13 protein-coding genes and 1 pseudogene are annotated in these 14,647 nt (G+C 62.3%); 9 read left to right on the top strand and 5 right to left on the bottom strand.

Translation table 11 applies throughout. The annotated features are described in order from the left end of the window. Nucleotides 1-342 precede the first annotated feature (342 nt). The 3 genes from JWR89_RS13480 (at nucleotide 343) to JWR89_RS13470 (ending at nucleotide 1,655) form a co-directional block, all read left to right on the top strand. Nucleotides 343-1,062: a Crp/Fnr family transcriptional regulator gene (locus JWR89_RS13480; protein WP_299716938.1), complete on the top strand. Its 720-nt coding sequence runs from the start codon at nucleotides 343-345 to the stop codon at nucleotides 1,060-1,062. A gap of 93 nt (nucleotides 1,063-1,155) precedes the next feature. After that, entirely contained in the window at nucleotides 1,156-1,368 is a 213-nt protein-coding gene (locus JWR89_RS13475; RefSeq protein ID WP_299716936.1) for a hypothetical protein, read from the top strand. Between the two features lie 26 nt (nucleotides 1,369-1,394). After that, nucleotides 1,395-1,655: a hypothetical protein gene (locus tag JWR89_RS13470; RefSeq protein ID WP_299716934.1), complete on the top strand. Its 261-nt coding sequence runs from the start codon at nucleotides 1,395-1,397 to the stop codon at nucleotides 1,653-1,655. A gap of 51 nt (nucleotides 1,656-1,706) precedes the next feature. On the opposite strand, the gene JWR89_RS13465 is transcribed toward JWR89_RS13470, so the two are convergent. After that, complete coding sequence (locus JWR89_RS13465) at nucleotides 1,707-2,057, bottom strand: hypothetical protein (RefSeq protein WP_299716932.1); 351 nt, start codon at nucleotides 2,055-2,057, stop codon at nucleotides 1,707-1,709. A gap of 335 nt (nucleotides 2,058-2,392) precedes the next feature. Between JWR89_RS13465 and JWR89_RS13460 the strand changes: the two genes are divergently transcribed. The 3 genes from JWR89_RS13460 to JWR89_RS13450 all read left to right on the top strand — a co-directional run bounded on the left by JWR89_RS13460 (nucleotide 2,393) and on the right by JWR89_RS13450 (nucleotide 7,442). Continuing rightward, nucleotides 2,393-3,823: a cytochrome P450 gene (locus JWR89_RS13460; RefSeq protein WP_299716930.1), complete on the top strand. Its 1,431-nt coding sequence runs from the start codon at nucleotides 2,393-2,395 to the stop codon at nucleotides 3,821-3,823. A gap of 209 nt (nucleotides 3,824-4,032) precedes the next feature. After that, nucleotides 4,033-5,886, top strand: a complete 1,854-nt coding sequence (locus JWR89_RS13455) for a hypothetical protein (protein ID WP_299716928.1) — start codon at nucleotides 4,033-4,035, stop codon at nucleotides 5,884-5,886. A 71-nt stretch (nucleotides 5,887-5,957) separates the two neighbouring features. After that, on the top strand, nucleotides 5,958-7,442 hold the full coding sequence (locus JWR89_RS13450) for a peroxidase (RefSeq protein ID WP_299716926.1): 1,485 nt from the start codon (nucleotides 5,958-5,960) through the stop codon (nucleotides 7,440-7,442). A gap of 47 nt (nucleotides 7,443-7,489) precedes the next feature. Here the strand turns inward: JWR89_RS13450 and JWR89_RS13445 are convergent, their stop codons facing one another. Then, the gene (locus JWR89_RS13445) at nucleotides 7,490-10,474 is read right to left on the bottom strand and encodes an adenylate/guanylate cyclase domain-containing protein (protein WP_299716924.1); all 2,985 of its coding nucleotides are present in this window, start codon (nucleotides 10,472-10,474) and stop codon (nucleotides 7,490-7,492) included. Here JWR89_RS13445 and JWR89_RS13440 point away from each other — a divergent pair. The 3 genes from JWR89_RS13440 to JWR89_RS13430 all read left to right on the top strand — a co-directional run bounded on the left by JWR89_RS13440 (nucleotide 10,454) and on the right by JWR89_RS13430 (nucleotide 12,616). Next, nucleotides 10,454-10,912, top strand: a complete 459-nt coding sequence (locus JWR89_RS13440; protein WP_299716922.1) for a hypothetical protein — start codon at nucleotides 10,454-10,456, stop codon at nucleotides 10,910-10,912. The two genes, JWR89_RS13445 and JWR89_RS13440, sit on opposite strands and share 21 nt — an antisense overlap. Before the next feature lie 556 nt (nucleotides 10,913-11,468). Beyond that, the gene (locus JWR89_RS13435; RefSeq protein ID WP_299716920.1) at nucleotides 11,469-11,957 is read left to right on the top strand and encodes a Twin-arginine translocation pathway signal; all 489 of its coding nucleotides are present in this window, start codon (nucleotides 11,469-11,471) and stop codon (nucleotides 11,955-11,957) included. 92 nt (nucleotides 11,958-12,049) lie between these two features. Continuing rightward, the gene (locus JWR89_RS13430; protein ID WP_299716941.1) at nucleotides 12,050-12,616 is read left to right on the top strand and encodes a ferric reductase-like transmembrane domain-containing protein; all 567 of its coding nucleotides are present in this window, start codon (nucleotides 12,050-12,052) and stop codon (nucleotides 12,614-12,616) included. Between the two features lie 89 nt (nucleotides 12,617-12,705). Here JWR89_RS13430 and JWR89_RS13425 read toward each other — a convergent pair. The 3 genes and pseudogenes from JWR89_RS13425 to JWR89_RS13415 form a co-directional block, all read right to left on the bottom strand. Further along, nucleotides 12,706-13,200 (bottom strand): annotated as a pseudogene (locus tag JWR89_RS13425) (DUF2778 domain-containing protein); the annotation flags it as partial. A gap of 581 nt (nucleotides 13,201-13,781) precedes the next feature. Further along, nucleotides 13,782-14,090 carry a hypothetical protein gene (locus tag JWR89_RS13420; protein ID WP_299716919.1) on the bottom strand — a complete coding sequence of 103 codons (309 nt, stop codon included), beginning with the start codon at nucleotides 14,088-14,090 and terminating at the stop codon, nucleotides 13,782-13,784. A 178-nt stretch (nucleotides 14,091-14,268) separates the two neighbouring features. After that, a complete protein-coding gene (locus tag JWR89_RS13415) occupies nucleotides 14,269-14,535 on the bottom strand; it encodes a hypothetical protein (protein WP_299716917.1) in 267 nt (88 codons plus the stop codon). Nucleotides 14,536-14,647 lie beyond the last annotated feature (112 nt).

Below are 14,647 nucleotides of genomic sequence, written 5' to 3'. Positions count from 1 at the left end.
GCTCGCTCACGAATTCAGAATGCGATCGCCTCCCGCTGTGAGATTGGCCTCAGACCAAGTGGCGGCGCCTGAACGGATAGCCGCGACCCAGATAGCCGTCTCAGCAGACCCTCCGAGATAAGGAGGGTGCAAGTTCCGGTCTATTTTACGTTCAGCCTTCGAAGCGTTTTATCATGCACGCGCGCCACATCGCACCATTTCGCTCCTCTCCGAGGAGCCCTGTTGAGTCCAAACGCAAGGTGGCATTAGTGTAAGGCCGGGTCTGCCGGGCCGGTCAGCCGAGAGCCTCTGGACCGATTGGCGATCGACCGAGTGCCGGAGCGAAGTGTGGGAATACTGGGTATGCCTGATAAGAACGGTGAGAGCTCTCCAGCGCCCCCCAGATTCTCCGTGCTACGCGAACACCATTTCTTTTGCGAACTCGAGCCTGCGGCGCTCGACCAGCTGTGCCGCTATGCCAGTACCCGAAATTTCAAGCGTGGCGCCACGGTCTTCGCCAAAGGTGACGCCGGCAACTGCCTGTTTGCGGTCGCCAGCGGGTCGGTGAAGATGAGCATATCGTCCGTCGAGGGACGCAGCGCCATTCTGAATATCATCGGCAAGGGGGAGATCTTCGGCGAGATTGCCCTGCTCGATGGCGGCCCTCGAACGACGGATGCAACCGCCCATTCGAATTGCGAGCTGGTGGTCCTCGATCGCCGCGATTTCCTCCCGTTTCTCCGGCAGCAGCCCTCGCTCTCCATGAAGTTTATCAATCTGCTGTGCGCGCGGCTGCGCTGGAGCAGCGAACAGATCGAGCACGTCATCCTGCAGGACCTGCCCGGTCGGCTGGCAGGCGTGCTGATCGGCCTGGCCGCCCGGCGGCCACCGACGCCCGCCGGGCGGCCGATCGCGATCACCCAGCAAGAGATCGGCGAAATGGTCGGCATGTCCAGAGAAAGCATCAACAAGCAATTGCGAGCCTGGGCCGCGAGCGAGTGGGTCCGCCTCGAACATGGCTCCGTCCTGATCCTGGACGCCGCGGCACTTGCGGCGGTGGCCGAGAGTGGCCATTCGGCCTAGGCTACCTGAGGCGCCGCTTCCAGAGTGTGAAGCGGTTCATACTCGTGCGCTGCGGTTGCCGCTATGGATGCCCCTGCAATGGCAGGAGTCCCAATGATGCCGTCCATCGACGAACTGGAACAGGCCTACCGCCTCACCTATCGGCGGCTGATCATCGGGATGATCGTCGCTTATGCTGTCACCCTTGGTGCCGCCACGGTTTTCGTTGTCGTTCCTGCCGCAAAGTCCTGGGAGCGAGACGCAGCGCCCGTCTTGCACCGGACTGCGACGCTTCAATCGGCCGGCGCCGGCGGGCAACCTAAGTGATGGCAGGGCCGACGGATACATCCACATTGGCCATGCTGCGCCGTGCCCTCGATGAGATCGTCGAAGACCAGCGGTTTGCGATGCAAAAAACGATTTCGGCGCTTGAGATCGCCGAGCATCTCCTGGCGCGCGCCGCAACGGGGGAACGCGACCTCGAACGCCTCAAGGCCTCTGCCTTCATCAAGCTTCTGGATGATCGAAACGGCGTACAACCCAAGCACCTGCAATCCAAGCACCTGCGGGGCGATGGACGCATGATCCCGCGATCTGATCTGCCGCCCGAATGAACGGGCGGCATGCGCCTGATCGCGGGACAATGGCGGGCAGTCGCCTGCGTCCTAAGGTCGGCTTGGAGCCACGTCGGGACGCAGCGGCGATCGCGGTGCGGGAAGGTCACGCGCAGACCCTGCGCTGGAGTGCGGCACCGATACACTCGAGAAATCCAGCGGCACGACGTTGACGCATCGAACCGGCCGGTTGAGCACGTGTTGCGCTGCCACGGCAAAATCATCGGAGTGATCGGCCTCGATTTCCGCGGCACGGCTTTCGTCCGAGACAAAGACGTAAAGCACGTCCTCGTCCATGCCTTCCACCTTCATGCCAAGGCACAACCGGTCGTAGTTCTGTGCGCCCAGCAGGTTGTTGAGCATGGCTTCGATAGCAAGCTGTTGATCGGCAGTTGGTCGCATCGTCGCCCCTCCGTTGGGCGAAACATACGAACAAGAAAAAGCGGTGTCTGTGAGCTGCTTCACATATGTACGGCAGTACCCTTGCGTAGCATTGCAGCAAGCCCGGCCCAAAGCGTGTGAACTTTTGCGCTATGCGCCGGCTCTACCCCGCCGCCAAGGCCCGGCGGGGAGTTCTTCAAAATTGTGGTCCGCAAAGAATCCTGTGCTACTGGTATGATATTAAGCGTCATGCCCGAGGGAGGACGTTCCATGGTTCGAAAATCCAGCACAACGGGGACGAAACCTGTCGCCAAACGCGGAGGTTACGGGCCACGTCCTTTGCCGAGGATCGCCCCGTGAACGAGGGCAGCCTCGAAACCGCCAATCCATCGGATGTCGAGATGCCCGATAGCAGCACAGCCGCGCGGCACGCATCATCGACCTCCCGCGCCAACCCGCTGGAAGCGCTTGCCGAGTCCCTGCGCCATTTTCGCCAGAGCCAGCAGTACCGGCTGTCCTGCTACGTCCTGTCGCATCTGTGGATTCTCAAAATTGTCTTTGCCGTCCTGCGCGCGGTGCGGCCGGCCATGCGCGTCGGCAATGTACTGGTCGTGACCAAAGCACGGGAAGTCCGCGAGGTGCTCGAGCGCTTCGATGACTTCGTGCTCAGTGACAGCATCACGCCGGGAATGCCGTGGGGGCCGTTCCTGATGACGGTCGACTGGCGTGGGCAGCACGACCGTGAAAGAGCCATGTTGCAGAGCGCCGTTGAACCGGCGACCGATCTGGCCGCGATCCGGATCATCGCCGCCGATGTCTGCCGGTCCCGCATCGGGGCCCTGGCCGCGACCGGGCGCATCGACGTGGTCGCCGATCTGGCTGAACCGGTGATGGTCAGGATCTTCCACGACTATTTCGGCGTCGCGCCGCTGGCGGGCGACGAGAAGCTGATGGCACGCGCGATGCGTGACCTGGCCGGCATCATCATGGTCGATCCCCCTGTGGGGTCGCAAGCGTGGCTCAACTCCCGCGACGACATGGTCGGTCTGACCCGGCAATTGAAAGAGCATTTCGAGGCCGAGAAAGCCGGCGCCAACCACGCATCGAGGAATTCACCGCCAACCTTGTTGGGACGGCTGCTGCGGCGTCACGACGCGTCCGGCCCGGCATGGTTCGACGAGGACTGGATCCGGCGCTATCTAACCGGCCTGATCGCCACCGGCGGCGCCACCATCGTCCGTGCGACCGCGCAGGCCGTCGACCAGTTGCTGGAACGTCACGACGCCCTGCAGCGCGCGCGCGAGCTGTCCGGACGACTGGACCTGGCTGAGCAGGGCCGTCCTCCCGACGTCGCGCCGTGCCGGGATGCCCTGCGGCAATGGATCTACGAAGCGCTGCGGTTCCGACCGATGCTGCCGTTGCTGGTGCGCGATTGCCCCCGCGACACCATCATCGCCAACGGCACGCCGCGGGCGCGGCTGGTGCCGGCGGGGACGCGCATCATCGCGCCGCCGCTTGCAGCCATGTTCGATGCCGACGCGTTTCCGGACCCTTCAGCCTTTCGCGAACGGCCGATCGAAAGCTACTTCCATTTCGGGTTCGGGCCGCGGCGCTGCTTTGGAAAGTACATCGCGGACATCGTGATGCTGGAAGTCGTCCACGCGTTGATGCGCCTGCAGGGGTTGGCGCGGGCCGAGGGATCGGCCGGTCAGGTCTCCTATGACGGCCCGGCGCCGTGCTCCCTTGTTGTCACCTTCGAGGCGGGCCAAGCAGGAACTGCGCAGTGAATCCGAACTTTACGACTATCATCACCCCGATCAAACCCGACGGTGTCGAGGCGTGCCGGCAATATCTGCGAGAGCACGCGGAGCCAAGGCTCGGCAGCGGCCATGCTTTCCTGGAATGCCAGCCGCTGTTCCGCTTCGACCGCATTGAGAGCCTGCACTTCTGCAGCTTCGTGATCCTGGAGGCCGCCGCTGATTTTGGACCAAGTCTCGTGTTCGAGGCGACCTTCGACGGCCCGAAAGACGATTTCCTGCGTCAATTGCTGCAGGCGGCGCCGGACGGTTTCGACACCGTCTACAGGTGGTGCGTCGGTTACCCCGCATCGGGCGTGGTGACGCCCGAACTCGTCAAGGAGTATTTCCTTCGCCACGATGTGGGCGCGGACACTTTCTTCAGCGGCAGCCCTGGCCGTACCGTATCGCAAATCAAGGGCGAGGGCCGGATACGCGAGGGAATCGTGTCATTCCTGGCGGCGCGCTGTCCGCCGTCGGCGCCGGTCGCCGGGCGGTCGTCGGGCATTCTTGACGTCGTGCTACGCGAGTTCGTCCGCGGAACAGCGGATAACCGCTGGGCCGAGCAGCCCGTCCAATTGCCGTGGGAGATGACGTCGCGCAAGTTGATCGTGCTTGCGGCTGGTTTTGCCGCCGCGTTGCTCGCTTGCTTTGTCGGCGCGCTGGTATGCGCGGCGTTCGGTTATGCACCGGCCTCGTTGTACCGTTCGATACCGACCTGGTTCGAGGCTGCAGACCAGATCGGCGCCCCCATCAATATCGGAGTGGCGACGGCATTCCCCCTGATCGTATTGCTGATCCCCTCGATTCCGCTCACGGCGCTTCATGCCCTGACCGGCTTGATCGCCGTCTGGCTGGTGGTGCGCATCCTTGAACTCGTCCTCATCAGCTGGAGCAGGGACGTCCGCGATCAGTTCTTCATGTGGCGCTTTCCACTTCAGTTGGCGGTCGTCGCGCGCTGTGCGCTGGTCGCGTTTCTGGCGGGCGTCGTCCTGTTCGCTGTCGTTTCGGGTGCCGGCAAGCTGCCCGCGTCGGCGGGCACGGCTGCGGTCGCAACCGGAATCGGGACAACATTGGGCATGCTGGCTGCGGCGTTTGCGCAGTTGGTCATCATCGGCTTGCTGTTTGCGGCGGCCTGGCACTGGGCGACGTCGCTGAAACTCGAGGTCGAGCTTCGGCCGCTCGACGAAATCAGGGAAAACTTCCGCCGCCTGAAGCTCGATGTCGCACGCTTCCTGATGTTCATCCTGGCGTCGATCGCCGTCCTCGTGGTCGCGTCGGTCATGCCGGCGAGCATCATCGGCGGATTGGCCGGCATGGCTCGGCCGCTGGTTAACGGCTACTTCGTTCTCGTCGTACTCGCCCTGGTGGGCGTTTTCGTCGCGTATCTCGTCGGGCTGGTCGCGATGTTGACGATTGGCGCGCTGGAACATCTCGACAAGTCGAAATACCAGGAGCCTGAGGCCCTGCTGGAGCGCGCGCGCGAAAATGCGAAGAAATATGTGCGCGACGAAGGAGGCATCAACCGCTTCCAGAACCATCTGGCCAGCATCACCTCCGTGAAACCCGGCATCGTGCGCCATCTGCTGCTGCGACTGGCTCTGTCCGCGGTCAATCTTCTTGCCCGGTTCTGGTTCAACCAGGGTGAACTGGGCGGCATCCCGACGATTCTGTCGGCGCGCTGGGTACTGATCGACAAAGGTCGCCGCTTGCTGTTTCTCGACAACTTCGGCGGAGCTTGGGAGAGCTATCTCAACGAGTTTATCGATCTCGCCGCGGTAAAGGGCCTGAATGCGATCTGGTCCAACACCTTCGTTAGCGCGGGAGGTCGGAATTACGGCTTTCCGGCCACGCGGTTCCTGTTCTGGAAGGGGGCGCAGGACGCGCGGCCTTTCAAGGCCTATGTGCGCGAGAGCCAGATCGAAACCCTCGTCTGGTACGGCGCCTACCCGACCTTCGGCGTCGTCGGCATCAACGCCAACACCGACACCAGGCAGTCGCTGTTCGAACCGCTGCCGCCTGCGGCGATCGATCGCCTCCTTCAACGCCTATGACACGGTGCAACGCGATGGAAGATATCGAGTGGGACGACATTCAGGGCCTTCTTCTGAGCGGATATCCGCAGTTGCCGTTTTCCGCCTACCTGGTATGGCGCTTTCGACCTGGGCAGCGCGACGCCGCCAGGCACTGGCTTGCCGATGTGGCCGAGCGACTGATGCGGGTCGAGCGCGGAGCAGGCAAAGGCCCGAGTATCCAGGCTCTGAAAGCGGCTGACGGCACAAATCCGCGGGCCATCAACCTCGCTTTGACGGCTAGCGGCCTTCGAAAACTCGACCTGGACGACCGCCGGCTGCGGCAATTTTCGCTCGAGTTTCTCGAAGGCATGGCGCCGAAGCCGACGGTGCCGACGCAAATCCCGCGGCGCTCCAACCTGCTTGGCGATGCCGGCGACAGTCTGCCGGCGCACTGGAACTGGGGCGGCTGGAGCGACGACGACGTGGACGGCATGTTGCTGCTCTATGCCGCCGATGAGCCGACGCTACACGCACTCGTCAACGCCGAGATCCAGGCCATGAAGGCCGCCGCGGAGCCGGTTGCCGATCGCCGCGGCAGCGGCCCGGTGATCCTGAAGGGCCGCCTGTACGACGACCGCAAGGAACACTTTGGCTTCAAGGATGGGATTTCCCAGCCGACCATCGAGGGTTCGCCGCTGGCGAAACGCAGCCGGCAACGGCTGAAGCAGAAGACTTCTGCGGCAGCCTATGAGGAAGAAGGCGGCAAGGCGCTAAGCGAGAAAGGGCAGCGCATCTCGCTGGTGAAGCCGGGCGAATTCCTGCTCGGCTATGTCAACGAGCGGCGCGAATGCATTTCCGATGGCTCCGCGAGGGGTCAGGCCAACGCGCGCGACCTGCTGCGTAACGGAACCTACATGGTGTTTCGGCAACTGGAGCAGGATGTGCCGGCGTTTGAAGATTTCGTGGCGTCGGTTGCGGAGCGGCTGCACGGCAGCACGGATCCGGACAAGATCGAGGACGTCGCCGCGCGGCTCGTCGGCCGCTACAGGAGCGGCGAGCCTCTGGTTCCGCGCGCCGACGATTCGCCCGACAAGCCCGATCGAAACGATTTTCTCTTCTCGCATGAGGATGGGGCGGGACTGGCCTGTCCGATCGGTGCGCATATTCGCCGCGCCAACCCGCGCGATGCGATTGGTCCCGACCCCGACACCGCACTGCGTCTGTCGAAGATGCACCGTATCATCCGGCGCGGCCGGCCCTATGGCACGCGTCGCGACAGCGAACAAGGCAAGTCGAATGGCACCGGCGCCGGCCGCGGTGTGGCATTCATTGCGCTGAATGCCGACATCGCCGGGCAGTTCGAGATGATCCAGCATTCATGGCTCAACAACGCGCACTTTGGCGGGCTCTATTCAGGCACCGACCCACTCGGTCATGCGCCGCGGACCGGCGACGAGTTCGCGATTCAACAGCGTCCAACCAACGTTCATGTAGAAAGGCCTCGCCCGTTCGTGACGGTGCGGGGCGGCGCCTATTTCTTTCTGCCGGGGATTAACGCGGTGCGTGCCTTGGCGACGGAAGCGTCCGGACATTGAGCGACGAAATGATGGCTGGCGTGCGCTGCAACGCCGACCTTTGCTTCTCAGCCCGCGAGGGCTGCCAAAGCATCGCTGCATGACGTCATCATCGGTCGCATCGCGCATTGTTCGGCGAGTGCGAACGCCTCCCGGTAGTAGCGTTCGGCCTGCGCGGGATTGGCGTCGTCGATGACGCGCGAGATGTCGCCAAGCAGTTTCTTCGCATTCGCGAGTTGCGGCGGTTCGCCGCGTTCTTCGGCAAGTGCGAGCGCTCGCTCCGCGACGATCTTGGCCTCTTCCGCGCGGCCGGCGGCAAGCAGTGCGCGACCCTGCGCGATGAAAAGAAAACGCCAGCCAAAGGCGTGCTCGGCGAGCGGCATATCGAGCCGCTCGGGCACCGCCAGGATTTCCAGGGCGGCCGCGACATCTCCCAGCGCGAGATAGGCTTCGCCCATCCTTGACGCAAAGACGGGATACATCTGCTTCATTTCCAGATCGACACAGGTCTGCCAGCTCTCGTGCAGCAGCGACAGCGCCTCGGCCGGGCGCCCTTGCGCGGTCCGCAGCCGACCAAATACGTGATTGATATTGGCGCGCGAATAGACGTGGTTGGCGGCCTTGGCGCGTTGACTGGCTTCCTCGGCGAGCTTTTCAGCGCGATCCAGTTCACCGAGATCAATCAGCGAGTCGGCCATGAAGGTGCGCAGCACCACACTGGGAAGTGCGGCCCAACCCTCCCGCCGCTCGTCGATCTGCGGGGTCTCCATAGCAAGGCACTTCTCGTGAAATGCCAGCGACTGAGCGAAGGCGCCAATCTCGTGGTAGATGATCCCGACCTGGTGCAGGGCGGCGAAGATCAGGACGGGTTCGCCGACCTGTTCCGCAATCGACTGCGCATTCTGGGCGGCGGTCATCGCCTCGGTGTGGTAGCCGAGCCGCCACAGGCCCACCGCAAGCTGGCAATTCACCGCGGCGATGCGCCACGGCTCACCGGAAATATCGGCCAGCCGGCGCGACTCGCGCAAGACTTCCGCAATTCGTCGATGCATGCCGAGCGGCTCAAACGCCGTCACCACCGTGAGATGCAGATCGATTTCGGAGATCATCTTCTTTCGCGAGTCGGGCCAGTGCGACAATGTTTCCAGCCCGCGCTCATAGATGGCGATGGCATCCTGGTTGGCACCGCGCTTGACGGCACGTCGGCAACTCCGTAGCTGGTAGGGCACCGCCTTCTGCCAAAGCTCAGCCCGATACGCATGGTCGGCCAGCCGGTCGATGTGCTCGTCGAGGCGATCCGAAAAGCGCAGCTCGATGGTTTCGGTGGCCTTGGCATGGAGATTGCGGCGTGCGCTCAGCAGCAGCATACCGTAAGCGACCTCCCGGATGAGTTCGTGCTTGAACGAGTACTCCACCATGTTCGAGGTCCGGATGCTCCAGAGGAAGTCGGATGCTTCCAGCATCTGGAGTCGAGGTTCGAGCTCGTCAGGCTCAACGCCGGCCATCCCGGACAGCACCGAGGTGGATATGTCCTTTCCAATTACCGCCGCCATTTGCAGCAGCGATTTTGTCGCCCTGTCCAGCAGATCGATGCGGGATGCCAGCACGGAGTGAATGGTCTCGGGAATCTCGATCCCGGTGGCGGCATTGCTGACCTTGTACTTGCCGGAATCGCCGACAAGGACGTTCGTTCCCTTGAGCGCGAGCGCCAGCTCTTCAACAAACAGCGGATTGCCCTGGGCCTGCGCCAGGATTCGCCGTCGGATCGGCCCGAGGCTGCCGTCGTCGCCGAGCAGCGCGTCGAGCAGCCGGTCGCCGTCCGTTTGGTCAAGCGGCGCCAGGTCCAGGCGTCCGATCTTCGACCCGCTCCACATGCGTTCCGGTCGCTGCGTCGCCACCACGAGGATCCGGGCATTGCCGATCGAGCGGACAAAATTGTCCAGGACAAGCCTGGTCTCGGCGTCGATCCAATGCACGTCCTCTATCAGAATCACGAGAGGCGTCAGACGTTCCTGATGGAAAATGAGCGCAGTGATGGCCTCGTTGATCTTCCTGCGCCGTTCCGGCGGCTCGAGATTTTTCCAGTCGGCATCGTCGCTGCTGAGGTCCAGCAACGAAAAGATAGCGGGCAGATGGACCGTCAGTTCCGGGCTGAGTTTTGTCACCTGCGCTCTGGCGCGGGTGGCCGCGGCGGCCGGCGTGTCGCCGGCGCGCACGCCGAACATGGCGCGCATCAGCGTACTGACTGGATAGTAGCTCGAATTGGTGTGTTGCGGCGTGCATGCGGTCTGCAGCACCAGCCATTCGTCGGACACGTTGGCGATGAACTCATGGAGCAGACGCGATTTTCCGATCCCGGCGCCGCCGACGATGGTCAACGCATGACCTGTTGCCGCCGCCGCCGTGTCCAGCGCGCTATTGAGGTGGGCCAGTTCACTCTGGCGTCCGGCCAGTGTACTTAATCCGCCGGACGAACGCGCCTGCCAGCGGGTTCGCGGCCGCATCGCCACCAGTTCATAGGTCTGGACGGGGTCGGACACGCCCTTGGCGCTCTCCGCACCAAGCGGCAGCGCACTGATGAAACCCTTTGCGAGGTCAAAGGTGTCCGATGTCAGCTTGATCGTGTCCGGCGCGGCGAGTGTTTCCATGCGCGCCGCCAGATGCACCGTCTTGCCGACGGCGTCGTAGTTCATGGTCAGGTTGCTGCCGATGGAATGAATGACCACCTGCCCGGAATTGATGCCGATCCGGATCTTGATCCGGAGCCCCCTTGATCGGTTGAACTCGTCGATAGTTTCGCGGATAGCGAGTGCCGCCCGACAGGCCTGCACGGCGTGGTCCTCGCTGGCAATGGGCGCGCCAAACAGCGCCATGATGCCGTCGCCCCTAGTCTGGTTCACCAGCCCGTCGTGCTGGTGAACCCCATCCATCAGCCGTTTCAGGATCGGGCCGAGTGCTTCGAGCGCTTCCTCCGGATCAAGCTGGTCAATCAGTTCGGTGGACCCGCCGATATCGGCGAACAGCACCGTCACATGCTTGCGCTCGCCCAGCATGGCCGTGCCGGACCGCAGGATACGGTCGGCAAGATCGGCTGGTACGTTGGATTGCAGGAAAGACAAAGCGTGCGCCGCGAGAGGTGTCGAGGCTGCGCGTGGTCGCCCGCACCCGCCGCAAAAATGGGCGGCCTCCTGCAAAACGAAGCCGCAATAGCCGCATGGGCCTGCAGCATCGCTGGTTATACTAATCGGTCCCGCACCTACCACACGATGCATCCTTCAGAACATCAACCGTTTTATGCGCCATCTTGCGTCAATGGCAAGGCCGCTGAACTACTTCAGCGGAGTCGCGCAAACCAGCGAAAGGTGGTCAGACGGCAGGTTTTTGCTCGGGTGCAGCACCTTCTCGACGATCTCTGGAGCCATTCGATCGGCAGAATGCCCACGGCAGTTGATCGACCGTTGGCGATCTTTGTGAAGACGTCGGTCAGGTGACATTGGTCGTTTTGAGTATCTCGTCGCGACGTTGCCTGCCGTTTCCCCCGCTGCTGCTTAGCGTCGTCACGAAGCCAGTGGCGTCGATGGCGGACGGGCAGCAAAACACGGACTCGATCGCGGCGAGAGCGATCTGGCCGTAGCGTTCAGCACCGATAGCCCAATATAGTTCTAACGTCGTTTGTTACAGCGTTGAGGCTTCTGCCTGTGGCGCCCGCATCCAAGTATCGCATTCTCCGGGCGTGGCGGAATCACCGTCATTGTCGACACACCGTTCGGCCCGGTTGTCGGGGAAGCCGTCGACGTCGTTGGTGGTCTCGCGCTCGCTAACATTGCGCACGGATGTCCACTTCGTCCAGATGCCGGCGAAGCAAACGAGGGGCCGCGTTTCGTCGAGTTGACTACGTCTCTGCACAACGCTGGAAGAGCAGCCGGCACACCCGTTCACGACACTGTTATTGCGCCTATCGCGCTGTTGGCCTCCATCGACTGGGCCTCTCGCGACCCATGTTGTATTCTCAACGGAGTAACTGCACCGCCGCCGGGGGCAATTTACATGACGATCGTCGTACTGAACCGTCGCAGCTTCCTCGCCGTTGGCGGTTCCGTGCTGGCAGCCGGGGTTTCCAGCTTGCCGTTGCGTGCCCGCGCGGAAGGCCTCGCTTCAACGCCTTCGATGTCGGGCGGATCCAACAACTACATCAAGGGCGCGCCAACCGTGGACCGGATCGGCAAGGGTGGTTTCTGGATGAGTGGCACGGTACGCCGCGCCGGCGACGGGGCGGCGCTCGCCGGGCAGCGCATCCAAATCTGGGCGCACACGACCGAAGGGCAAGAGCATGAGCCGCAGAGTCATGGAGCCACGCTCACCGACAAGAACGGCGTGTTCCGTCTAGAGATGCCGCAGATTATTCCCATCTTCGGCCAACCGCACGGTCATCTCGCCTATGACAGTGGCGAATTCAAAACCGTCTTTCTACGCCCCGTGATGCGGAGCGCCAAAGAGACCAGCCTAGAGGCACACTTCGTCCTGCAGCCGGTCTGACAGAGTTGCGAACCACCGAATGGAGATCGGCACGGGCGGCCTTGATCTGGGCCGTCGTTGCAGCCGCCATCGGCGTGCCGATCGCCGCCGCAATGGCGAGCCCGCTGCTCACCTGGCGTGGTCCGGTCTACATCCTGGCCGGCTTTGCGGGGATTGTTGCCATGGGCGCCCTGCTCTTTCAGCCTTTGCTGATTGACGGACACCTGCCGGGACTACCGACCCGGATGGGGCGGCGTGTCCATCGCTGGGTCGGAGGTGCGCTGGTGGTCGCAGTGGTGATCCACGTCGGGGGCCTTTGGATGACTAGCCCGCCGGACATGATTGACGCCCTGCTGTTCGCATCGCCCACGCCGTTCTCGCCCTGGGGCGTTATCGCCATGTGGGCCATCTTCGCCGTCGCGCTGTTGGCTGCACTTCGCCGGCGATTGGGGCTCCGACTGCGAACGTGGCGCATCGCCCATATGCTCCTTGCGATTGTCATCGTCGTAGGAAGCGTGGTCCATAGCATGCTGATCGAGGGGACGATGGAGACGATGTCGAAGGCGGCGCTTTGCGCGCTGGTCCTCGCCGCAACCATAAAAGTGATGGCCGACGTCCGAAGGTGGAGAAAGCGAGCGGCGTTACGGTCAGCGAATATTGCGCCAGAGGCGAAAAGCTGAAGTCTCCTTTGAAAGCGACAGCCGGCACTAGTCTAAAATACGTAAGTGCTTGCTTTATCGCGCAGGTGAGAATCGTGGCAACCGGCGAGCTAGGTACGGCGCGCGAGTTTGACCGCGTCGTCCCTCGTGCTCTTCACCACGACGAGCCGCTTTACTTCGCCGTTGGTGAAAGCTTTCAGGAACGCATCGTAGTCCTTGAACGAGACGCAGCCGTTCGAGTCGCCGGTCGGACCCATGAGGTAGCTATGCGTAAGCAGCCCTGAACGGCCGAACAGGTCGCCCTCTCCGACTGGCTTCATTCGCAACGCTTGCACGCCGTGGAAGGGTTTTTCGCGCGGGCTCAGTTCGTAGACGTTCGGCGGCGTTGGGCCTTTGTCGCGCACATTGATAAATCGGACATCATCCAGATACCCACCAAGTCCGGAATGCGCTTCAAGGCGAGAACCGTCCGGCATATACACGGTGCGGGCGCTGATGTCGTAGAGGGCTGTTTGCTTCCCATAGGCTGACAAGTCGGGGGCTTCATCCTTTCCGTCGCCTGAGATGCCGCCATCGGGGCTGGCTGATGCCAACTTCAAACCGGGAGGCAGCATCGCAAAAACGTTTTTGATCGCCGAACTGACGTCAAACGATCCAGCGGTTGATGCCTGCTTAGCCTCGCCCGTCGCCCCGTAATCGGCCATCAAACCCGCCGCAACCGGCCGCGACCTCGGAACGGGAACTTTGAGGGCAATTGGACCCGTCGTAATTGGCCCTTCCGGGGCCGCCAGCGGGGCTAGTGAACCCATCGCTTCCGCAAGCTGGGTCCTTGCCCGTCGTAAGGCGGCGTCGCGCTGTAGGGCTTGCGGCGTGGCAATAAGTTCCATCGGGAACCGGCTCGCAAACACTCCGGGTTCCATTTGGCGGACTGGAGCGCTGGAACCCGTAAACAATCCCTGCCCTGAGGGCACGCGGAATAACACAGCAGCGGCCGCGACGGCCGCCAACGTAAGTCCCCCACACAGCAACGACGTAAGGGTCAATCGACGACCGCTTCGTTCGAAGCTGTCGGGCTCATTCCTCCGCTGTAGATCCATTTGCCGCTGACCCTCCGGCCCTTAACGGGGGGACACTAAGAGAGACTCGGCGTTTCGGCAATCCTACGGCGTTCCCAAGACTTGTAGGGTTACAAGAATTCGCGGAGCCGGATCAATTCTTGAACGTCATCGGCGGATAAGAGGCCGGCCAACGTCGGCCCCTGCGGTTCGGTATGAATTTCGTAAAGACCGCGAACGGATGCGGTCTTTTCGTTCAATCGCTGAATGCACTCGTCCAACGTGCCCTCAAAGACGGAATACGAGCTCGAATTCGGAATGCGTTCGCCTCCCACGGACGGCCATTTTCGCAGTGCCGCTAGTGCTTCGAAATTGAGATGCCCCGCATTTTCCATTTTCCGGCCTGCGGCAGGTTGGTCTGCGACTCTATTTGCGGTCATAGTAAGTTCTCCTCAGAGCTTATCAAGACCGACTTTCCATTCTGAGTTCGTCAACCATTGACCAACCTCACCGTTCACCACTGCTGGTACCCCAGTCGTCGTCGAGGTCGGAGCTCCTAGCAGCTAGCTGAGAAGCTACAGTCCGGCTTGCGCAGACCGCCTTCAGCCCAGACCGCCCTCAGGTTTCGGATTTAGGAAGCGTCTTGATCCATCTAGTTCCAATGGTGCCACCTTCGCATAATACGCGGAACGTCGGCCCATCCTCTAACTGGATATGGACATCGGCGGCCATGCTGATTGAAAGCATGATCTCCTCCGACCCGCTTATCGACCCCTCGGCGACAACCGGCCCGACTTCCTCCGAGACAGAAAGCCAATAGAATACAGTCCCGATCTCCGTGCCCGAGATTATAATGATGCCGTTCCCACTGAGGTCGTCCGTCAAGTCAGCCTCCAAGAAAGCTATTGGCCGTGATCGACGAGTACGCGATTGCATGCCTTCGAGATATTGGCGCGGTTCTGCTGTAAGCAGCTCAAAATTGCCATGTCCCCAGACC

It is taken from the genome of Tardiphaga sp. (genome assembly GCF_028290785.1).
Lineage (GTDB): Bacteria > Pseudomonadota > Alphaproteobacteria > Rhizobiales > Xanthobacteraceae > Tardiphaga.
Note: the sequence above shows the minus strand (reverse complement) of the source record. Positions and strands in the feature narration are given on the sequence as shown.

Excerpts from the sequence above, each read along its gene's own strand:
- JWR89_RS13480 (WP_299716938.1), top strand. The coding sequence starts at position 343 with ATGCCTGATAAGAACGGTGAGAGCTCTCCAGCGCCCCCCAGATTCTCC.
- JWR89_RS13475 (WP_299716936.1), top strand. The coding sequence starts at position 1,156 with ATGATGCCGTCCATCGACGAACTGGAACAGGCCTACCGCCTCACCTAT.
- JWR89_RS13465 (WP_299716932.1), bottom strand. The coding sequence starts at position 2,057 with ATGCGACCAACTGCCGATCAACAGCTTGCTATCGAAGCCATGCTCAAC.
- JWR89_RS13440 (WP_299716922.1), top strand. The coding sequence starts at position 10,454 with ATGCTTGCGCTCGCCCAGCATGGCCGTGCCGGACCGCAGGATACGGTC.
- JWR89_RS13445 (WP_299716924.1), bottom strand. The coding sequence starts at position 10,474 with ATGCTGGGCGAGCGCAAGCATGTGACGGTGCTGTTCGCCGATATCGGC.
- JWR89_RS13435 (WP_299716920.1), top strand. The coding sequence starts at position 11,469 with ATGACGATCGTCGTACTGAACCGTCGCAGCTTCCTCGCCGTTGGCGGT.
- JWR89_RS13430 (WP_299716941.1), top strand. The coding sequence starts at position 12,050 with ATGGCGAGCCCGCTGCTCACCTGGCGTGGTCCGGTCTACATCCTGGCC.
- JWR89_RS13420 (WP_299716919.1), bottom strand. The coding sequence starts at position 14,090 with ATGACCGCAAATAGAGTCGCAGACCAACCTGCCGCAGGCCGGAAAATG.